The 20,875-nt window shown below is 72.0% G+C and carries 16 protein-coding genes; 8 read left to right on the plus strand and 8 right to left on the minus strand.

Annotation, left to right across the window (positions count from 1 at the left end):
• The first annotated feature begins 62 nt into the window (after positions 1-62).
• The 5 genes from PCA76_RS30980 to PCA76_RS31000 are packed head-to-tail and all read left to right on the plus strand — an operon-like array spanning position 63 to position 7,781.
• Positions 63-3,485 (plus strand): ATP-binding protein, encoded by a 3,423-nt coding sequence (locus PCA76_RS30980; protein ID WP_272613999.1) that lies wholly within the window; start codon positions 63-65, stop codon positions 3,483-3,485.
• Between the two features lies 1 nt (position 3,486).
• On the plus strand, positions 3,487-5,442 hold the full coding sequence (locus tag PCA76_RS30985; protein WP_272614000.1) for an MFS transporter: 1,956 nt from the start codon (positions 3,487-3,489) through the stop codon (positions 5,440-5,442).
• Entirely contained in the window at positions 5,439-5,996 is a 558-nt protein-coding gene (locus PCA76_RS30990; RefSeq protein WP_272614002.1) for a hypothetical protein, read from the plus strand. The genes PCA76_RS30985 and PCA76_RS30990 overlap by 4 nt, the downstream gene beginning before the upstream one ends.
• The gene (locus PCA76_RS30995) at positions 5,993-7,168 is read left to right on the plus strand and encodes a M23 family metallopeptidase (RefSeq protein ID WP_272614004.1); all 1,176 of its coding nucleotides are present in this window, start codon (positions 5,993-5,995) and stop codon (positions 7,166-7,168) included. Before PCA76_RS30990 ends, PCA76_RS30995 begins: the two co-directional genes overlap by 4 nt.
• A gap of 13 nt (positions 7,169-7,181) precedes the next feature.
• Complete coding sequence (locus PCA76_RS31000; protein WP_272614005.1) at positions 7,182-7,781, plus strand: hypothetical protein; 600 nt, start codon at positions 7,182-7,184, stop codon at positions 7,779-7,781.
• Between the two features lie 6 nt (positions 7,782-7,787).
• On the opposite strand, the gene PCA76_RS31005 is transcribed toward PCA76_RS31000, so the two are convergent.
• On the minus strand, positions 7,788-8,348 hold the full coding sequence (locus PCA76_RS31005; RefSeq protein WP_272619755.1) for a hypothetical protein: 561 nt from the start codon (positions 8,346-8,348) through the stop codon (positions 7,788-7,790).
• 194 nt (positions 8,349-8,542) lie between these two features.
• Between PCA76_RS31005 and PCA76_RS31010 the strand changes: the two genes are divergently transcribed.
• Positions 8,543-11,104, plus strand: coding sequence for an FtsK/SpoIIIE domain-containing protein (locus PCA76_RS31010; protein WP_272614007.1), 2,562 nt, complete (start codon positions 8,543-8,545; stop codon positions 11,102-11,104).
• Between the two features lie 28 nt (positions 11,105-11,132).
• A complete protein-coding gene (locus PCA76_RS31015; protein ID WP_272614008.1) occupies positions 11,133-11,852 on the plus strand; it encodes a hypothetical protein in 720 nt (239 codons plus the stop codon).
• A gap of 81 nt (positions 11,853-11,933) precedes the next feature.
• On the opposite strand, the gene folE is transcribed toward PCA76_RS31015, so the two are convergent.
• The 4 genes from folE to PCA76_RS31035 all read right to left on the minus strand — a co-directional run bounded on the left by folE (position 11,934) and on the right by PCA76_RS31035 (position 15,950).
• On the minus strand, positions 11,934-12,599 hold the full coding sequence (gene folE / locus PCA76_RS31020) for a GTP cyclohydrolase I FolE (protein ID WP_272619757.1): 666 nt from the start codon (positions 12,597-12,599) through the stop codon (positions 11,934-11,936).
• Between the two features lie 35 nt (positions 12,600-12,634).
• The gene (gene ftsH, locus PCA76_RS31025; protein ID WP_272614009.1) at positions 12,635-14,653 is read right to left on the minus strand and encodes an ATP-dependent zinc metalloprotease FtsH; all 2,019 of its coding nucleotides are present in this window, start codon (positions 14,651-14,653) and stop codon (positions 12,635-12,637) included.
• Between the two features lie 471 nt (positions 14,654-15,124).
• Positions 15,125-15,700: a hypoxanthine phosphoribosyltransferase gene (hpt, locus tag PCA76_RS31030; RefSeq protein WP_272614011.1), complete on the minus strand. Its 576-nt coding sequence runs from the start codon at positions 15,698-15,700 to the stop codon at positions 15,125-15,127.
• Between the two features lie 100 nt (positions 15,701-15,800).
• Positions 15,801-15,950 carry a hypothetical protein gene (locus PCA76_RS31035; protein WP_272614012.1) on the minus strand — a complete coding sequence of 50 codons (150 nt, stop codon included), beginning with the start codon at positions 15,948-15,950 and terminating at the stop codon, positions 15,801-15,803.
• Positions 15,951-16,088: 138 nt separating this feature from the next.
• Here PCA76_RS31035 and PCA76_RS31040 point away from each other — a divergent pair, with 138 nt between their 5' ends.
• Positions 16,089-17,051 (plus strand): GlxA family transcriptional regulator, encoded by a 963-nt coding sequence (locus PCA76_RS31040; protein ID WP_272614013.1) that lies wholly within the window; start codon positions 16,089-16,091, stop codon positions 17,049-17,051.
• A gap of 36 nt (positions 17,052-17,087) precedes the next feature.
• Here the strand turns inward: PCA76_RS31040 and tilS are convergent, their stop codons facing one another.
• The 3 genes from tilS to dacB all read right to left on the minus strand — a co-directional run bounded on the left by tilS (position 17,088) and on the right by dacB (position 20,743).
• Positions 17,088-18,080 (minus strand): tRNA lysidine(34) synthetase TilS, encoded by a 993-nt coding sequence (tilS, locus tag PCA76_RS31045; RefSeq protein ID WP_272614014.1) that lies wholly within the window; start codon positions 18,078-18,080, stop codon positions 17,088-17,090.
• Between the two features lie 10 nt (positions 18,081-18,090).
• Positions 18,091-19,161 (minus strand): zinc-dependent metalloprotease, encoded by a 1,071-nt coding sequence (locus PCA76_RS31050; protein ID WP_272614016.1) that lies wholly within the window; start codon positions 19,159-19,161, stop codon positions 18,091-18,093.
• Positions 19,162-19,264: 103 nt separating this feature from the next.
• Positions 19,265-20,743 carry a D-alanyl-D-alanine carboxypeptidase/D-alanyl-D-alanine endopeptidase gene (gene dacB / locus PCA76_RS31055; RefSeq protein WP_272619759.1) on the minus strand — a complete coding sequence of 493 codons (1,479 nt, stop codon included), beginning with the start codon at positions 20,741-20,743 and terminating at the stop codon, positions 19,265-19,267.
• Positions 20,744-20,875 lie beyond the last annotated feature (132 nt).

Raw genomic sequence — 20,875 nt, forward strand, 5'->3', positions numbered from 1 at the left:
ACGCCGATCGGTCCGTCGCACGGAGCAGGCAAGAGTCTGCCGGCCGTCTCTGAGGCGGTGGCATGAGCCGCTCTTCCACGCCGGGTTCCCCGGCCGGCCGTCCGGCCGTACCGGCAGGTCACCGTGTGCACTCGTTCGACTACACCGAGGACGAGGACGAGGTGGCGCTCGATCCTGCGCTGGTGACCTCGCCCGGCCACGGTGCCGTCGGCGTGTTCCAGGCACCCCGGCCGATCCCCCGCCGGACGCCACCCGCCGAGCCCAGCGCGGTGTCGGCCGGCGAGAACGCCGACATCGACTCCCCGTTCCTGGACCTCTTCGGCGGGGCGCGGCCCGGCGCGACACGAGCCGTCACGGCCGGCCCGAGCACCCGGGAGCAGCCGGCGATCCCCCAGCAGCCGCCGTCCGTCGCCGGCCCGCCACCAACCCGCCCGGTTCCCGAGTTGGAACCACCGTGGACGCCCGCCGAGCAGCCCGCCAGCGGCGGCCGGCCGGCCGAGCCACGACACGGAGGGGGCCACCCGGCCAGCGAGTCCCGGGTGCCGCACCAGGCCGGCGACCGACGGCCGATGCTCCGTCCACCGGACGAGCCCGACCCGACCGCTGGCGGCGCGTCGGCAGCGGCCACCGGTCCCGCCAGCCGGCCAGCCAACACCGTGTCGGGCAGCCGCCCCACGGCTACGCCCGCAGCCCGGCCGACGCCTCAAGGCAGCCAACCAACGGCCCTGGCAGAGCAGCCGGCCAGCACCGCGCCCGCGAATCGGCCGGCTCTGGAGCGCGCGGCGCGCCGCACCACTGACTCCGATCGGCCCAGGGGCCCCGGCACCGAGCCGACCGGGCGGGAAGTCGCCCCACCCCGACAGCGTGCCGCGAGCCGACCAGACCGACCGACCAAACCGACCCGGGTCCGCGCCCCGAAGATCAAATTTGGAGATCGGGACCCGTCGGTCGAGCTGGCCATCACCGAGATCGCCGGTCACCTGACCTTCACCCCCAACACCGTCACCGCCTGGTATTGGCTGCCCGAGGTCCGCTGGGCGTTCCGGCCGGACGCGGAACGCGAAGCGTTGTTGTCGGCGATCTCCGAGCAGTACGCCGGCTTGGCCGGCTTCCGGCTGCACCTGCGCCGCACCACCCGGCCGTTCCCCGCCGACGAGTGGGCGCGCACCATCGACGCGCACACCCCCGCACCGCTCGCCGACGTGCCCGGCACCACCGGCTGGGCCGATCACCTGGTCGCCGCCCAGCGGCACCTGATGGCGGTCAACCACGCCGAGGGGCAGACCTACCTGGGCGTCACCTTCGCCCGCCGGTCCCTCGGTGACTCGCTCACCGAACGGTTGCTGCGCACCTTCGGCAGGGGCACCGCCGAGGGCGAACGCCGCAAGCTGGGCCGCACCGTGGAGCAGTTCGACGAGGTGCTCGGCGCCTTCGGCATGCGCGGCCGGCGGGTCACCGCACAGGAGCTGGAATGGCTGCTCTACCGCTCGGTGGCGCTGTGCATGTCGCCGCCGAGCACCCTCTCCCCCGTCACCGACGGGCGCTGGGAGCGCGGAGACCTGCTCGCCATGACCGAGCAGGTGGAGCGCTACCGCACCCCGTACGGCTCAACGGTCAAGCTGGTCAACCGGATGACCGGCGAGGAACGGCACGTGGCCGTGCTCGCGGTCGGCCGAATGGAGCCGCTGGAGATCCCGGAACGGCACGAGCCCTGGCTGCACTTCCACGAGCGGCTGCCCTGGCCGATGGAAATCTCCACCCGGGTCGACATCCTCGGCTCCGGTGACTCCTTCCGTAATCTCGAACACCGGCTGCGGATGATCCGCTCGCAGCAGCTCGACTACGCCGAGCACGGCATCGACGCGCCCCCGGAGCTGGAACGACTGGCCAAGCGCGCCCTGGTGATCGGCGACGAGATGACCACCGGTCTGCCGGTCGACTCGGCCCGCGCGCACGGCTGGCACCGGGTCGCAGTCGGCGGCCGGACCAGGGAGGAATGCCTGGAGCGGGCCCGCCGGCTCATCCAGCTCTACTCCCGGGAGCTGCGCATCTCGCTACAGCACCCGAAGAACCAGGACTGGCTGGCCCGCGAGTTCATCCCCGGCGAGCCGATCGCCAACACCGGCTACGTCCGCCGGATGCCGGTGCCGCTACTCGCCGCCGCTCTCCCCCAGGCCGCCTCGAACGTGGGCGACCGCCGGGGCGACCTGATCGGCCGTACCGCCGGCACCTGCCGCCGGCCGGTCTTCCTCGACCTGCACTTCCCCATGGAGGTCCGGGAACGCTCCGGACTCGCGGTCTTCGTTGCCGAACCGGGCGGTGGCAAGTCGACCCTGCTCGGCGCACTGGGCTACCTGGCCGCCCGCAGAGGTGTCCAGGTGACCCTGCTCGACCCGTCCGGGCCACTGGCCCGACTCTGCGCGATGCCCGAGCTGCGGCCGTACTCCCGGGTGTTGAACCTGACCGGCTCGGAGCACGGCACCCTGGCGCCCTACTCGCTCATCCCGACGCCGCTGCGCACCGAGTTCGGCGCCGGCGCCTCCGGTGACCGGGAGTTCGAGATCGCGGTCTCCAATGCCCGGGCCGAGCGCCGGATGCTGGTCCAGGACATCTGCATGATGCTCGTTCCGCCGCAGGTGGCCCGGGAGGCGTCAACCGCCACCCTGTTCCGGCACGCGGTCCGCCAGGTCCCCGCCGAGGAGACGTCCACCCTGGACGACGTGGTGAGCTGCCTTGGGCGGCTCGACGACGACGCCGGCAAGGAACTGGCCAACCTCCTGCTGGACACCGCCGAGATGCCGCTGGCCATGCTCTTCTTCGGCCGGCCACCGGAGGGGCTGCTCGGCGCCGACGCCGCACTCACCGTGATCACCATGGCCGGGCTGCGGTTGCCCGACCTCAAGATCGAACGCGAGTACTGGTCCGCCGAGGAAGCGCTGGCCCTGCCGATGCTGCACACCGCGCACCGGCTCGCCGTCCGCCGCTGCTACGGCGGCTCCATGTCGTCCCGCAAACTCGTCGGCCTGGACGAGGCGCACTTCATGGAGGGCTGGCGGTCCGGGCGTTCGTTCCTGGTCCGGCTCGCCCGCGACTCCCGCAAGTGGAACCTCGCCGCGCTGGTCGCCTCGCAGAACCCCCGCGACATCCTCGGCCTCGACGTGCAGAACCTCGTCTCCACCGTCTTCGTCGGCCGGATCGCCGAGGATGCAGAGATCGCCTCCGAAGCGCTGCGACTACTGCGGGTGCCGGTAAATGACGGCTACGAGGCCACCCTCGCCTCGCTCTCCGCCGCCGACACCAGTTCGTCCAACCGGCTCGGCTTCCGCGAGTTCGTGATGCGCGACGTCGACGGCCGGGTGCAGAAGGTCCGAGTCGACGTCTCGTACGTCGAAGGGCTGCTGGACTACCTCGACACGACGCCCGCCGCGATCGCCGCGGCGGCCGGCGTACTGCCGAGCATCCCCCTGCCGGATCTGGAGGCGTGACATGGCGAGGGCCCGGGCAAGGATCACGTCGCTCCTGCTCGCCCTCGGCGTACTGGCCGGGGCAACCCTCTCCTGGCCGCTGATCGGTGCGGAAGCCGCAGCCGCCGCACCGCCCGCCGCCCAGGCCCGCGCCGACCTCTGCACGACCCCTGAGTGGCAGGCCGACTTCCGCGCCTGCGTGGGAAAGCTCAAGGAAGTCAGTGAGACCGAGGTGACCTGCCGCAACGCGCCGACTCCGGGTACACCGGATTCGGGACTCGCCGGCTGGTTCGCCGGCCGCCCAGACTCCGCCAAGGAGCTTGGGCCGAAAGGGCTCTACAGCGACTACGGCTACGCCGGCTACAGCTACCCCACATATGACATTCCGGGCGGCTGTGCGTCGTCGGTCCTGCATCCGGACTACAAGTTCACCACCACCGTGGCGAACGGGGAGTTCATGGTCGCCACCGCGATCGTGGGGGCCTCGAACGCGCTGCGGGAGCGGGCCTGGGACCCGAGCTCGATGTGGGGCTGGGCCGACCCGCTGGTCGAGCAGGCAACCAAGGCCGTGTATCAGAAGGTGTTCAGCGTCTTTGGCATCGTCACTCTGTGCGTGGTCGGGCTCTATCTGCTCTGGAGGTCCCGCCAGTCGGACATGAGCAACGCGATGACCACCGCGGGCTGGGCACTGCTGGTGATGGTCGCAGTCACGGCACTGGCCGCATGGCCGGTCAAGTCGGCGAACATCGCAGACGGGACGCTGGTCACCACCTTGGGTGTGGTGCACGACGCCGTGGGTCCTGCAGCCCGGGACACCCCGCCGGACCAGTGCGACGATCCGAACCCCCAGGCATGTAAGGACAACCGCCCGCCTGCCGTTCGGGCCAGTGACACGGCCACCGAGGCGATGCTCTACCGGAACTGGCTCCGAGGTGTGCTCGGCTCGGCTGACAGCGAGACCGCCCGCAAGTACGGCCCGGCCCTCTACGACGCCAAGGCACTCTCGTGGGAGGAGGTCGAGAAGCTGCGCGCCAACCCGGCCACCCGGCCAGGCACGATCAAGGCCAAGCAGCAGCAGTGGGCGCGGGTTGCCGAGCAGATAAAGACCGAGGACCCGGAGGCGTACGAGTACCTCCAGGGTGTGCGAGACATGGACCGGGTGGGCGCCGGGTTCATCGCGGTGCTGGCGTCGGTGCTGTTCGCCATGTTCGACCTGACCGCGTCGCTGCTGGTCCTGCTGGGCTTCCTGATCTTCCGGTGGGCGGTGATCGCGGCACCCATCCTGGGCACCGTCGGACTGATGCGACCAGCCAGCGCCGGGCTGCGGCGGCTGGCCAATGCGGTCGTTGCCGCGGTGTTTAACATCGCGATCTTTGGCACCGGTGCCGCGATCTACCTGTTCGCAGTAGATCTGATCATGAGCACACCCACCCTGGCAGGTTGGCTCCAGGTGGTGCTGGTCTGGCTCTGCGGGGTGGTCGGCTGGCTGCTGCTGCGGCCCTACCGCCGGATCACCCAACTCGGTGGCAAGGACAGCAGCGAGGCCGTCGGCTCGGCCGGGTCCTGGCACCGTCGGTTCTTCCGTGACATGCGCGTCGCAGCGCGGCTGGACGTGACGGAGCCGGGCGGCACGGTCGAGCCGGTGGGCGGACGTCGACGGTCACCCGACGCGGCGCAGACCCGGCTGCGCCCGGAGGCACGGCGGGAGGATCCGGTCTCGGCGCCGACCCCTGCGGCCGAGGGCGGGCGTGCAAGTGCGGGGCGCCCCGACGGTAAGGAACGCTCCGACGAGGCACCGGCGGAGGAGACCAGAGGCCGGGGCCGCCCGGTCGCCCCCCAGCCTCGACGCCGGCAGCCGGCGACCTGGACCGAGCCGGACGTGCCGGCGGAGAACCCGTCATTCGTGGTCTACCGACCCGGATCCACTGAGCGTGCACCGGATCGCACCGGACCTCGGGTGCGCTCCGAGGCGAGGTGACAGCGATGCGGCGGGCACTGGAGTTCCTCTTCAACCGGGCGTTGCGGTCCCGGCTGGGAGTGGCACTGGTGATCGCGGTGCTCGTCTTCGGCGTGATCGGGGCGGCCAGGCTGATTTCCGGTCCGATCAACCCGGCGGAAGGGTTGAGTAGCCGGCCGAACCAACCGATCACCACCGTCGACCCGACGGCTGGCGACGACGGCGTGCTCTCCACCGAGCCACCGCCGTCGCCGGTGACCCGGCCCGGTGCCCGCACACCCGAGCAGACCGCCGACCGGTTCACCGCCGCCTGGCTCGGCCGCCCAGGAATCACCGCCGAGCAGTGGCAGGATGGCCTGCGGCCGCTCTCCACCCCGGCGTTGACCGAGAAGCTGGCTGGCGCCGACCCGGCGGGGGTTCCGGCAGCGGAAGCCGCCGGGCCGCCGGCGGTGCAGTCGCGCACCGAAACGTTCGTCGAGGTGTTGTTGCCCCTCGACACCGGTCGGCTCCGACTGGAACTTATCGCCACCAACGGCGGTTGGCTGGTCGACGTTTTGGACTGGGAGCGCTCATGAACGACGGCAGCGGCTCCGCCGCCCTCCGCCGGCCGCTACGGCTCGGCGTTCTCGCTTCGGTGCTGACCGGGGTGCTGCTCCTGCTCTGTTGTACCGGCGGTACCGCCGCCTTCTTCCTCAGCGGGCTCGGCGGCGACGCGGAGGACGGAGATATGCTGGCCAACGAGGACTGCGGCCCTGTGCGGCCTGTGAACGTCACCGGCAAGTTGCCACGGTTCACCGAGTACGGCGACGCCCAGGTCCGCAACGCCGCGATCATCATCAAGGTCGGCCAGGACATGGGCGTGCCTTCGCGGGGATGGGTGATCGCCCTCGCCACCGCGATGCAGGAGTCCGGTCTGCGCAACCTGGCTAACAGCGGCGTGCCGGCGTCCCTGGCCCTGCCGCACGAGGGCGTCGGCGCGGACCACGACTCGCTGGGCCTGTTCCAGCAGCGGCCGGGGTGGGGATCGGTCGCCGAGCGGTTGAACCCCGCGTACACGGCCCGCAAGTTCTACGAGAAGCTCGTCGGGGTGCAGGGCTGGGAACGTCGACCGCTGACCGCAGTCGCGCAACGGGTCCAGATCAGCGCCTATCCGGACGCGTACGCCAAGCACGAGGAGCTGGCCAGCCGGATCGTGAACGCGTTGTCCGGCGGCGCGGCCCGCACCATCGAAATCAACGGTAAGGCGGTGTGCGATGCGGCCGAGCGTGGTCAGATCGCCGCCTCCGGCTGGACCGCCCCGATCCCTGGCGGCGTCGGCTCCGGGTTCCGGACCGCCAGTCGACCCAGCCACAACGGCGTCGACATCGGAGCGGCCAAGGGCACCGAGATTCGCGCAGCGGCGACCGGCCGGGTGCTCGTCGCTCGTTGCGATCCGGACAGCAGGGGCCGGCTCGACTGCAACGTGGACGGGTACCCCGGTAAGGGCGGCTGTGGCTGGTTCGTCGACCTGCTGCACGCTGGCGGCTACATCACGCGGTACTGCCACATGGTGGTCCAGCCCCGCGTGCGGCCCGATCAGATGGTGGCGGCCGGCGAGGTGATCGGTCAGGTGGGCAGCAGCGGCAACTCCTCCGGCCCGCACCTGCACTTTGAAGTGCATCTACGCAACGACCGGTCCAGCCAGGGAGCCATCGACCCGAACCAGTTCATGCGCGGGCGGGGCGCCCCGCTGCGTCGCCCGGCATGAGGTCACCGAAGGCATGAGCGGCCCCCTGCCGGACCCGTTCGCCGACCAGCCTGACTGGGCGCCTCGGCCACCCCGGCCACTGGCGATCGTGCCCGCCACCGACCGGGTGGAGCTGCGCGGGGGGCGGGTGCTGGTCGGTCTGCCAGGGCTGGGCTGGCGGGGCGACCTGCGGGCCGACGACCGGGTGGTGCAGGGCGCCCGGACGTACGTGCCCGTGATCCCCGAGCACGAGTGGTACCGGGCCGAGGCTGAGCAGGTCGAGGTGTTCGCACCACTGGTACCGGTGGATCGAGTCTGGGTGGAGACGGTCGGCAGCGGACCAGGGTCGGAGGGTGCCCGCGACACCGGCCTCCGGTTGGTCTCGCTGGACGGCCCGGCTCACCGGACCCCCACGCCCGTCATCGAGGCGGACGCCGTCACCGGGCGCAGGGTGGTGCACGTCGAGGGCGGTGTGGAGCACCGCGACCTACGAGCTGTCACTGAGACCTACTCGGGTGCCGAGGGGGACATCTGCGTTCGGATCACACCCGAGGTGGAGTGGTACCGCTGGGCCTGGCGCGGCCAGTCACCTACGACCCTGGAAGTTCCGGTGCATCTCTTATGGATCGAGTGACATCAGCTAGCCCAGTGTGCCGCCGCAGACTCGCCAGCCATCGCTATCCTCGACGACGCTGAACGTCCAGTCCTCTCGCCGACTGCTTCGAGGGACACCATCGGCTGACCCGGCAATGGTCAGCGTCGTGCCTACGGATTCTCCGTCACCAGACGGCGTGCGAGTAAGTGGGCCCCAACTGACTCGCACAGTGACGCCAAACTTCGATTCTCGCTGCTCAGTCTCAACTCGGAGATCCCGAACGGCCTGAAGGTCGGCGCCACCCTCACAGGTGAAGAGGTCCGCTCTCGCGTCGTTGCGATCCACCAGAAATGCGCGGAGATAGTTGTCCACCACTACGTCGGGTGCGCTGCGATCCGGGGCTGCCGCGCGGTTGTACAGCACGTAGCCGGTGATGGCAGCGCCGATGCTGAGTAGAGCGAGCACCCCCGCGACGACGGTGAGCACGGTCCGAAACCGGCGGCGCGGCGGCTGTGGCGCCGGCGTTACCGGGGCCGGCGGTAGCTGCTCGTCGGGTGTCCGTTGGGCCGGTACGCGGGAGACCTGGGAACCGGCGGAGGGCTGCACTGATTCCACCTCCTGAAGTTATCCGCTGGACGCCCCGGAGCCAATGCCTCAGATCCAGCGGATCGTGACGGACCCCTCCCCACCGGTGAGATCCACGACAACACCGGCGCATTGCCGAGGCGCCTACCGGAGGAGCGGACTCGGCTGGGATACCGTCTTGCTCGGGGAGGGGTTGCCAACCTCGGGCAGAGGGGGTGGACGCGGTGGCCGGTCCGAAGGCACGCACGAACCGCGCCGCAGCCCTGCATCGTCGCGCCGCGGCCGTTGCGACCGCCGCCGCTGGGATCCTCGACGAGACCCGGCCGGCTCCGGCCGATCAGCGCCGTCAGTACGAGGTGGCCGACCGCTTGCGGGCGGTTGCGGCACGGCTGGCTCCGGGTTGGTCGGGCGCGACACTGGACTCGCTCACCGTGGGCTCGCCGGCGGGTGATGGCCCTCCGCCGTTCGTCCGGGTCGGCACGGCGGCGCCGTTGGATGACGCCCGTTTCCCCGCATTGGTGCCACTGCTCGGCACCGGTCATCTGAGTGTGGACGCTGACGCCCGGGAGCCACGGGTGGCGGGGTTGCTCCGGGCCGTACTTCTGCGGTTGCTGGGTGCGACGCCGGCGGGCGCGCTGCTGGTTCGCGCGGTGGATGCCACCGGCGCCGTGTTGACGCCGTTCGGCGCGCTCGGTGATGCTGGCCTGCTGCCGCCGCCCGCGGTGGACGTGGCGGGTCTGCGCGCGGTGCTGACCGAGGCGGAGCAGTGGGTCACGCCGGGCGCGAGCGGGCGGCGCCGCCACGACCGTACGTTGTTGCTGGTGATCGCCGCACTGCCGGAGCCGACCGGCACGACCGATCTGGCGCGCATTGAGGCGTTGGCCGAGCAGGGGCCGGCCGCAGGGCTGCACCTGGTGGTGGCCGGTTGGCCTCCCGCCGGCCCGTACGCGGCCCGGGCGCCGTTGCCGAACACCACGCCTCTGGCGCTGCGCAACGCGTACGCGCTGCTCGGTGACCCGCCGGGGGCGTCCTTCGCCAGCCCGGGCGCCGATCCGCCGGGCGGGTTGAACTCACCGGTCTTCGTCGAGTCGGACCCACCGGCCGAGTTGGTCGACGCGGTCTGTCGGCGGCTCGCTGAGCAGGTGGAGGCGGGTTCCCGGTTGGCGTTGGCGGCTCTGCTGCCGCCGACGGGTGAGCGGCTGTGGGAGTCGGATTCCGCGGAGGGGCTGACCACGACGGTTGGTGATGCCGGGGGACGGTCGGTGCCGCTGGGCTTCACCGAGCTGACCCCGCACTGGCTGGTCAGCGGCCGGTCGGCGGCGGGCCGCGCGGCGTTCCTGACCACCGCGCTGCTCAGCCTGGCCGCCCGGTACGGCCCGGACGAGCTGGCGTTCTACCTGGTGGATCTCGGCGATGGTGAGTCCTTCGTGGAGTTCCTGCAGACGGAGCGGGACCGGTCGTGGATTCCGCAGGTGCGCGCGGCCGCGATGGCCGCCGACCGGGAGTACGTCCGGGACCTGCTCGACGAGTTGACGGCCGAGGTGCAGCGCCGGACGGAGGCCGGGGCGCGGGCTGGCGGGCAACGCTTCGCTGAGCTGCGTCAGCACCAGCCGCTGCCGCGGATCGTCTGTGTGTTGGACAATGTGCCGCTGCTCTTCGCCGAGCGGGACCGGCTGGCCACTGAGGTTGCCGCCCAGTTGGACGGGCTGGCTCGGGCCGGTCGGGCGTACGGCGTGCACCTGGTGTTGGCCGGTGCGGGCGAGCTGGGCCTGAGTGCGCGCGCGGATGCCGGTCATCGGGATTCGGTGCTGGGGCAGTTCCCGGTGCGGGTGGCGCTGCCGGGCGGCAGCCCGGTGCTGGAGCCGACGAACGACTCGGCCGCCGGCCTGCCGGTGGGCAGCGCGGTGGTGAACACCGCTGGCGGGCTCGGCGGCCCCCGGGGTGCGACCCGAGGTCACGAACGGCTGATCCGTCACCCCGACCCGCAGGACCACCCGGAGGTGGTGGAGGAGCTGCGGCACGAGCTGTGGGCGGCCCGGCCGGCCGGTTCGGTGCCGCCGGTGGTCTTCGCCGGGTACGCCCGGCCGCTGCTGGGCAACGATCCGCGACACCGGGCGGCGCTGGCGGGGCAGGCACATGGGCCGGCGGCCCTACTGGGCCGGGCGGTGGACGTGGCCCGCTCGACGGTCGCCGTGCCGTTGGGGCCGGCGGCCGGGCGCAACCTCGCGGTGCTGGGGTCCTGCGCTGCGGCGGGCGGGCTGCTGGCGACGGCGGCCCGGAGCACAGCGGACCACCATTCGCCGGGCACCGCCCGCTTCCTGGTGGCGGCACCGGACCCGGGCTCACGAGCGCTCGCGGAGGCGTTGACGGCGGAGTTGGCGACCCGCCATTCGGCCGAGATGGTGGATCTTCCGACGCTGCTCGCGGACACCTCCGACGAGCTGCCGACCTATCTGGTGGTCTTCGGGCTGGACCGGCCGGGCCCTCGGGAGCTGGCGGTGGACCAGCTGCGCGCGTTGCTGCGGGACGGCCCGCCGGCGGGGAGACACCTGCTGGGCTGGTGGCGGGCGGTGCCGCCGTTCGCCGCGCTGCTCGATCCTGCGGGCGAGGTCGACAAGCTGACCGCCGTGGCCGTGCTGGACGTGCCGGTCGCGCAACTGGCCGCGGTCTTCGGTCGGCCGGTGGAGTGGCGGGTTCGCCCCGACCGCGCGGTGCTCTGGGACGGTCCGGACGAGCGGGGCACGGTCCTGGTGCCGTTCGCCGACGAGGCCGGGTGATCCGGTGGTGCGGGCGGTGGGTGACGAGATGAGTCCGAACGCGACGGTGACCGGGCCGGGGCGGCAGCGGGCCGCTGCGGCGAGCGAGGGCGCTCCGCCAGCGGCGGTCGAGCCCAGCACGGCCTGGGCGGAGTACCTCGCCGCGGCTCGTCAGTTGGACGGGGTTCGCCGCAGCGCGGCTGCCGCAGCTGGTGAGCAGGCCCGGTCGGCGGAGGCCGCCCGGGAGGAGCTGACGGTGGTCCGCACCGGGCTGGCGAGCCAGCAGGAACGGCTGCGTGAGTTGGGCGTACCGGCGATCTCTCTGGTGCCGTCGCCGCCGGAGCTGACCGAGGCGGCCCGGTCGATGGCGGGCGGCCCGGCGGCCGTGCTGGCGGCGCTGCGGGCCGCGCGGGGCCGGGCCGAGGCGGCGGACGCGGCCTTGGCGGCGCGCCGCCGGTTCCGGCCGGGATCCTGGCCCGCGCCGGCGCGCAACCTCCTGGTGTACGGGCCGTTTGCGCTGCTGGTGCCGCTGATCCAGGTCGCGGTGTACGCGGCGACGGGGGTGGGGCCGGCCAGTGTGGCGGCGCTGATCTGCGGGCTGCCGATGCCGGCGGTCGCGTTCGTCGCCGGTTGGGTGGCCATCGGGCGGTTGTTCCGCGTCAGCCCTGCCGAGCGGCTCGACCGGACGGTGCGCTTCGGCGCGCTGGTGTGCCTGGTGCCGGCGGTGCTGGTCACGGCTGGCCTGCTGCTGGCCCTGCTCGCTGGGTGACCAGCCCTGGGAGGACGGGTGCGCGAACGGGACGGCCGGCCGTCCCGCAAGGGTGTCGGCCGGCCGTGGTGCATCGAAGTGTCAGCGGGGGATGATCAGCGCCATCGCCTCGGCCCGCGACTTGGAGTCCGTCTGCAGGATGCCGCGTACCGCTGACGTGATGGTCCTGGCACCGGATTTCTGGATGCCGCGCATCGCCATGCACATGTGCTCGCAGTTGAGCACGACGACGACGCCGCGCGGTGCGAGTTTGCTCATCAGCAGGTCGGCGACCTGCGAGGTGAGCCGCTCCTGCACCTGGGGCCGGCGGGCGAAGACCTCGACCAGTCGCGCCAGCTTGGACAGGCCGGTGATCCGCCCGTCCGGGCCGGGGATGTAGCCGATGTGCGCGCTGCCGCGGAACGGCAGCAGGTGGTGCTCACAGAGGCTCATCACGTCGATGTCGCGGACGATCACCAGCTCTTCGTGGTTGGCCTCGAAGGTGGTGCTGAGCACCTGGGCCGGGTCGACCCGCAGACCGGCGAAGAGCTCGGCGTACGCGCGGGCGACCCGGGCCGGGGTCTGCTGGAGCCCGTCGCGGTCCGGGTCCTCGCCGACCGCGATCAGGATCTCGCGGACGGCCTTCTCGATCCGGCCGAGGTCGACGGCGTCCTCGACGGGGCGGCCGGTCAGCTTGCCGCTGATCAGCCGCGCGGCCACGTAGTCCAGCTCGTCGTCGCCGTCGGGTTCGGTCGCGGAGACGGCCAGCTCCCGATGTGGGGAGCTGGCCGTCGGGTCGTTGCTCAGTGCGTGCCGTCCGAGTTGTTGGACGGCGCGCCGCCGCCGACCGACGCCTGCGCGCCGTCGGCTTCGGCCTGCGCCTTGAGCTTGTCCTTCTCCGCAGGGGTGAGCACGGGCGGCTCGGTGGAGGGCTGGCGCTTGCCGAAGCCGTTGTACGGCGCCAGCGGCGGGCGCTTGACCACCCGGGAGCAGATCCGCGCCATGTCGGCCGTGGAGAGGGTTTCCTTCTCCATCAGCTCGAGCACGATGTTGTCCAGGACGTCCCGGTATTCCACCAGGATCTCCCAGGCCTCGTCGTGCGCCAGCTCGACCAGTGCCCGCATCTCGCCGTCGATCTCGGCGGCCACCGAGTCCGAGTAGTCCCGCTCGTGGCCCATGTTGCGGCCGAGGAACGGCTCGTCTCCGCTGGTGCCGTACTTGATCGCGCCGAGCTTGGAGCTCATGCCGTACTGGGTGATCATCGCGCGGGCCAGTTGGGTGGCCTTCTCGATGTCATTGCCGGCACCGGTGGTGGGCTCGTGGAAGACGAGTTCCTCGGCGGCCCGACCGCCCAGCGCGTACGCCAGGGTGTCGATCATCTCGGCGCGCGTCTGGGTGTACTTGTCTTCGGTCGGGAGCACCAGGGTGTGGCCCAGCGAGCGACCACGGGACAGGATCGTCACCTTGTGCACCGGCGCGGCGTGCGGCAGCGCCCAGGCGACCAGCGCGTGCCCACCCTCGTGGTACGCGGTGATCTTCTTTTCCTGGTCGCTCATCACGCGGGTCCGTCGCTGCGGACCTGCGATCACCCGGTCGATCGACTCTTCCAGCGAGTCGTTGGTGATCGCCCGCTGGTCCTTGCGGGCGGTGAGCAGGGCCGACTCGTTGATCACGTTGGCCAGGTCGGCGCCGCTGAAGCCCGGGGTCCGTCGCGCCACCGCGTCGAGGTCGACGTCGGGGGTGAACGGCTTGCCCTTGGCGTGCACCCGCAGGATGGCCTTGCGACCCTCCATGTCGGGGGCGTCCACCGGGATCTGCCGGTCGAACCGGCCCGGGCGCAGCAGCGCCGGGTCGAGGATGTCCGGCCGGTTGGTGGCCGCGATCAGGATGACCCCGCCCTTGGTGTCGAAGCCGTCCATCTCGACGAGCAGCTGGTTGAGCGTCTGCTCGCGCTCGTCGTGACCGCCGCCCATGCCGGCACCTCGGTGCCGGCCGACGGCGTCGATCTCGTCGACGAAGACGATCGCCGGGGCGTTCGCCTTGGCCTGCTCGAACAGGTCACGGACCCGACTGGCGCCGACACCGACGAACATCTCCACGAAGTCGGAGCCGGAGATGGAGTAGAACGGCACCCCGGCCTCGCCGGCGACCGCGCGGGCCAGCAGCGTCTTGCCGGTACCGGGAGGGCCGAAGAGCAGTACGCCCTTCGGAATCTTGGCGCCCAGAGCCTGGTACTTCGCAGGGTTCTGCAGGAAGTCCTTGATCTCGTACAGCTCCTCGACGGCCTCCTCGGCACCCGCGACGTCCGCGAAGGTCGTCTTCGGAGTGTCCTTGGTGATCATCTTCGCCTTGGACTTGCCGAAGTTGAGCACCCGGGAGCCGCCGCCCTGCATCTGCGACATGAAGAACAGCAGCAGGAGGACGAGCAGCGCGATCGGCAGCAGGTTGACCAGCAGGCTCACCCAGATGCTGTCCGACGAGACCTTGGCGTCGGCCGGGCCGGTGACCCGGTTGGCCGCCTTGGCGTCCAGCACCTCGTTCCAGACCTGGTCGCCAGCCTGGTACGGGAATTGGGCCTCGATCTTGTTGGTCTCGGTCTTACCGAACTTGGTCTTCTCGGCCAGGTCGAGCTGGAGCGTCTGCTCCTTGTCCTGGAAGACGACCTTGTTGATCTTGGCAGTGTGCAGCTGATCGAGCGCAACGGAAGTGTCCACGCGGTGGTAGCTGGGACCAGCGGTGAACAGCTGACTGAGCACAACGGCGCCGAGGATGACCAGGATGATCCAGACCACCGGTCGGCGGAAGAAACGCGTACGTTCCATACTGTTGTCGAGCGCCGGAGCGCCCGCATCCTCCTGATCGACGTCCTGACCGTCTGATGGTGTCGCCGCATGAGCGGCGGTCGGAGCCGCCGTGCGGGCCGGCCTCGACCCCGAAGCGCGAAAACTGCCGCGCCGCGGTCATTCGACGGTACACCGTGCACGCGAGGCGCGAGCTTGCGAGCCCCGCACTCGGCACACCTTCGACATCGACGGCGCGCACCGTGGGCAGGCCCACCAGCCCCGCAACGACGTGCGCGGGTCCGGGTAGAAACCGGCGTGGCGGGGAGTCCGGCACGGCCACCTGACCGCCCGGTCACGCGGTCGAGGGGGTCGAGCGCAGAGTAACCTCCGAGCCACCGGGGTCCACGTTAACCGCAACAGCTGAGAGCGCGCTGAACGTCGGCTTGATGAATGCCGATGCGAGTCGGCCTCACACCGCCACCGGATCGCCCCGACAGGTCGGGTCCGGCGTCAGGAGCGGGCGTAGACCTCGGGCTTCAGCACCCCGACGTACGGCAGCTCCCGGTAGCGCTCAGCGAAGTCCAGGCCGTACCCGACCACGAACTCGGTGGGGATGTCGAAGCCGACGTACTTCACCGGGACCGGCACCTTGACCGCGTCCGGCTTACGGAACAGCGCGACCACCTCGACGCTCGCCGCGGAGCGCGACTCCAGGTAGCGCAGCAGCCAGGAGAGGGTGAGCCCGGAGTCGACGATGTCCTCGACGACCATGACGTGCCGACCGGCGATGTCCCGGTCCAGGTCCTTCAGGATGCGGACCACCCCGGAGGAGGTGGTGCCCTGGCCGTAGGAGGAGATGGCCATGAAGTCGAGCTCGGCCGGCGGGCCGTTGCGGCCCAACGCCCTGGCGAAGTCGGCCATGAACATCACCGCGCCCTTGAGTACGCACACCAGCAGCAGTCCGTCGGTCACGTGGGCGTAGTCGGCGGAGATCTGCTTGGCCAGCTCCGCCGTCTTCTCGCGAATCTGTGCCTCGGAGATGATCACGTGGTCGATGTCGGCGTCGTACCAGGAGCCATCAGCCATGACTCCTAGCCTGCCGTACGTCGGATGGCCTTCGTCGGCGGGGCCGCACCTTTTGGCGCGGTCCCGCCGAGGATTTTCCTCGCAAATTACCCTAACCACATCAGTTGGTGCGTGACCGCCAACGGCGGCCGTCGTCGCTGGGCTTCCAGTCGGCCGAATCGCGGCTGTCGAGGGTGAGGCCGGCCGCCGAGGCGACGGCGAGCAGGACGAGGAACAGGAGGAAGAGCAGGAACTCCATGGCGGCGCTCACTTTCGCATGATTGCTGTCGGTTTCGCCGCCGGTGCGCACCGGACTGAGACCAGTCTGCGACCACTCGCGCCGACCGGACAGTGGCAGGAATGCCATTGCCCATCGATTTACTGCCACCTGTCGGGTTACCCTCGTCACATGCTCAGGTCCATCGCCGTTCTCGCCCTCGACCAGGTCGCCCCCTTCGAGCTCGGCGTGCTCGCGGAGGTGTTCGGCACCGACCGGACAGCCGACGGATTCCCCGGCTACCGCTTCCAGGTGTGCAGCCCCGACGGCGCTCCCGTGCGTACCTCGTCCGGCTTCCACCTCACCCCGCACGCCGACCTCGGCCCGGTGGACGAGGCCGACCTGGTGGCCATCCCCGCGCACAGCCAGGGCACGACCGTTCCCGGCCCGGTGCTCGACGCACTGCGCCGCGCCGACGCTCGCGGAGCCCACCTCTTCAGCGTCTGCTCCGGCGCCTTCCTGCTCGGCGAGGCCGGGCTGCTCGACGACCGCGAGTGCACGACCCACTGGCGGTACGTGGACGAGCTGCAACGCCGGCACCCGCGCGCCCGGGTGCGCTGCAACTCGCTCTACGTCCAGGACGGTCGGCTGCTCACCAGCGCCGGCACGGCGGCCGGCATCGACGCCTGCCTGCACCTGATCCGCCAGGAGCACGGCTCGGCCACCGCGACCCGGCTGGCCCGGCGGATGGTGGTCCCGCCGCACCGCGACGGCGGCCAGTCACAGTACGTCGAGGCGCCCATCCCGAAGGCCCCCGAGGCGTCCACCCTGGAGCCGGTGCTGGAGTGGCTGATGGGTCACCTGGATCGGACGATCACCGTGGAGGAACTGGCCGCCCGCGCCGGTATGGCACCGCGTACCTTCGCCCGCCGGTTCCGCGCCGAGACCGGCACCACCCCGCACGACTGGCTCACCAACCAGCGGGTGCTGCTCGCCCGGCGGCTGCTGGAGGAGACCCCGTTGAGCGTGGAGGCGGTCGCCGACCAGTCCGGCTTCGGCGACGCGGCTGCCCTGCGCCACCACTTCAGCCGCCGAGTCGGCGCCACCCCACACAGTTACCGGACCACCTTCCGGGACCGGGCGGTCAGCGGCTGAGGCCAGCCGACCCGACGCACCACCCGAAGCAGCTGGTCAGGTCGGCTCCACCGACGCCAGTCGATCGGCGCGGCGAAGCACCCGGATGCCTCCGGGGAGGTCGGCAGGGCCCTGACCGCGCCAGCCTGTGACCAGGGCGTCCAGAGCAGCGACGTGCCGGTACGACAGGGCGCCCGGCGAAGCGCCCAGCTCACGCGCCCAGGTGTGCAGCACCCGGCCACGTACTGCGGGGACCAGGGCGACCAGCGCCGGCACGGAGAGCCCTCCGTCGGAACATCGAGCCGCCGCCAGCGCCGTTCCCGCCAACTCGTCGAGCGCGGCGTTGTCGGCCGCCACCAGCCGGGCGGTACGCGCGAGGTTGTCCACCACACCGGGCCCGAGCGCCCGCACCAGCGCCGGCAGCAGATCGGCCCGTACGCGGGACCGGGCGTACGACGGGTCGGTGTTGTGCGGGTCCTGCCACGGGCTCAGCCCGAGCACGGCGCACGCGGCGCGCGTCTGCTCCCGACCGATCTCCAGCAGCGGACGCAGCAGCGGCACCCCGTCCAGCTCCCGCCGGGCGGGCATCCCGGCCAGCCCGCGTGGGCCGGCGCCCCGGGCGAGCGCGAGCAGCACCGTCTCCGCCTGGTCGTCGCGGGTGTGCCCGGTGAGCACCGCGGCCGCGTTCTGCTGGCGGGCCACCTCGGCCAACGCCTGGTAACGGGCCTCCCGGGCGGCTGCCTCCGGCCCGCCGGGTCGCCCGGCCACCTCCACCCGGACCACGGTCGCCGACGCGAAGCCGACCCCACGCGCCCAGGTGGCCACCGTCTCGGCGCGCTGCGCGGAGCCGTCCTGCAAGCCGTGGTCGACGGTCACCAGCACCGCGGAGCCGCCCAGCCGAGGTGCCACGAACACGGTGGCCGCCGCAAGAGCGAGCGAGTCGGCGCCGCCGGAGCAGGCGACCAGGACCGGCCCGCCGGACGGCAGACCGGTCAGGGCTCGGCGGACCGCCACCCTGATCGCGGCCACCGGCGGGGCGAGCGCGGCCACCGGCGGGTGATCAGCCAGCGGCCGGGAAGGTGCCGGCCGGGCCGTGCACCCGGGTGACCCAGGCATCGGGGTCGCCCAACTCCGACAGCCGAGGCAGGGTGAGCGGCGAGTTGAAGATCGAGTTGAACCCGTCCATACCGACCCGTTCCACCACACCGTGCACGAACTTGCGTCCCTCGGCGTACTGGCGCATCTTGACGTCCACGCCGAGCAGCCGGCGGATCGCCTTCTCCAGCGGGTTGCCCGCCTCCCGGCGCCGGTTGAACGACGCCCGGATCCGCTCCACGCTCGGGATCACCTGCGGGCCGACGCCGTCCATGACGAACTCGGCGTGCCCCTCCAGCAGGGTCATCAACGCGGTGAGCCGGTCCAGCACGGCCCGCTGCGCCGGGGTCTGCACGATGTCCAGCACGCTGGTGCGGCTCTCCGGGTCCCGGACCGCCTCGGACAGGGTGGCCACCCCGCGCCGCAGCCGCTCGACCATCTGCTCGCTCCCGCTGGACGAGGCGTCGACGAACGCCTGCACCTCGCTGAGGAAGTAGGCCCGCATCCACGGCACGGCGGTGAACTGGGTCCGGTGGGTGACCTCGTGCAGGCACACCCAGAGCCGGAAGTCCCGTGGGTCGGCGCCGAGCTTGCGCTCCACCTCGACGATGTTCGGTGCGACCAGCAGCAGTTGGCCCGGGTCGGCCGAGAAGACCTCGTACTGGCCGAGCACCCGGCCGGAGAGGTACGCCAGCACGGTCCCGGCCTGCACCCCGGTCAGCCGGGACCCGATCGCCTCGGTCAACGCCCCCGGCTGCTTGTCGCCGGAGAGCCGGCTCACCAGCGGAGTGATCACCTCGCGAAGACCGGCGATGTTCGTCGCGGCCCAGTCGCGGCGGTCGACCACCCGAACCGGCGGATGCGCCACCTGCGCCCGCAGCCCCGTGTAGTCGGCCACGTGCCCGGCCGCCTCATCGGTCAGCCGGCGCAGGTCGCCGACCACGTCAGTGGCCTCGGCGTACGACACCCGGGGGCCCGACTTGCTCAGAGCCCCCGCGGTGGCGGCGGCCAGATCCCAGTCCACGAACTGCGCCATGGACCCACCGTACCCGCGCCGCGACACCCCGGCCCGGCCTCGCGCCCTCGATCGACGCCGACGGCGCCTCCGGCCGGGGCCGACAACTCCCGAACGGCGACGGTCAGCGGCAGCCGCATCCGGCCAGCGCGGCGGCGATCCGGTCCAGCGCGGGCTGGGCGGTTTCCTTCCCACCGGGCACCTTGTCGGTGAGCACCGCGAAGGTGAGCAGCCGACCGTCGGCCGTGGTGACCAGGCCCGCGATGGAGTGCACCCCGGTCAGCGTGCCGGTCTTGGCCCGCACCGTGCCCGCCCCGGCTCCGGTGCCGGGGGCGTTGCGGTAGCGGTCGTTTAGGGTCCCGGACCAGCCACCCACCGGCAGGCCACCGAAGACACCGGCCAACTCCGGATGGTCCGGGCTGGCCGCCAGTCGCACCAGGTCGGTCAGCAACGACGGGCTGATCCGGTTGCGTCGGGACAGGCCGCTGCCGTCGGAGAGGGTGATCTCGTCGGCGGGCAGGCCGAGCCCGGCCACCTCCGCGTCCATCGCGGCGGCGCCCCCGTCGAACGAGGCCGGCTGGTTGCGGGCCAACGCGACCTGGCGGGCGAGCGCCTCGGCCACCAGGTTGTCGCTCTCGCTGATCATGATGTCGACCAGACGGATCAGCGGCGGAGACTGCACCACGCCAAGCTCGGTGCCCGGTGCCGGGATGGTGCCACCGGCGGCGGCTGGCACCGGTGCCGTTCCACGCTTCACGGCACTGGCCGGCACGCCGAGCAGCCGGGCGAACGACTTGCCGGCGGCCAGGTCCGGCTCGGCGAACCGCGCGGCGGACCCGTGCTCGACGCCCGGGTCCCTGCGCGCGCCGTCGGTCATCAACGCGGTCACCGCGCCGCCAGACCCGCCGGTGGGGATGTCGTCGTCCCAGCCCGGGCCGTAGACCGGGCCGGAGTAGACCGAGCCGTCGACCGTGACACTGGTCGGGGTGGCTCCGCCGAGTGCGGTGCGCACCTGGGCAGCCAGGTCGTCGAGGCGCGCCGCCCCCGGGTAGTAACCCTTCTTGTCGATCGCGAGAGTGGGGTCGCCGCCACCGACGATCACCACCTCGCCGGCCTGCGCGCCGGCAACCGCCCGGGTGGGAATCCGGTAGCCGGGTTCGCGGGCCGCCAGCACGGTCACCGCGGTCGCCAGCTTGGTCACCGAGGCGGGCACCGTGCCGTCGTCCGCCCCTTTGGCGAACAGCGTCTGGCCGGAGATCACGTCGGCCACCGAGACGTTCACCCGGTCGCCCAGGTCGGCGGCACCGACCAGCGGATCAAGTGCGGCACGAACCCCGTCGGGGGTGGGCACCGGGGCGTTCGGATCCGGGCCGGCCAGCACGTCCGACGGGTCGGGCTCCGGCGTCAGGGCAGCGGCGCTCGGCGCTGACCCGGCGTCGTCGCCCAGCCATCCGGCGACCGGGCCCGGTCGGGTGACGACGACTCCGACCCCGGCGAGCACCAGCAGCAGCACGACGGCCAGCACCACCGGCAGCCGCCGCCGACGGCGCGGTGCGACGGGCGCGGGTGCCGGTGCCGGTGCGGCACCGGCGGGCGCGGGCAGTGCGGAGATCGGCGGACCCAGCGGTGGCACGCCGGTCGGGTCGGGAGTGGTTGGCGCATGGCCGGACGGCGGGCTGACCGGCGCCGGACTGACCGGGACCGCAGCGCTCCCGCGCGGCGGCGGGCTGACCGG

It is taken from the genome of Micromonospora sp. LH3U1 (assembly GCF_028475105.1).
Classification (GTDB): Bacteria; Actinomycetota; Actinomycetes; order Mycobacteriales; family Micromonosporaceae; genus Micromonospora.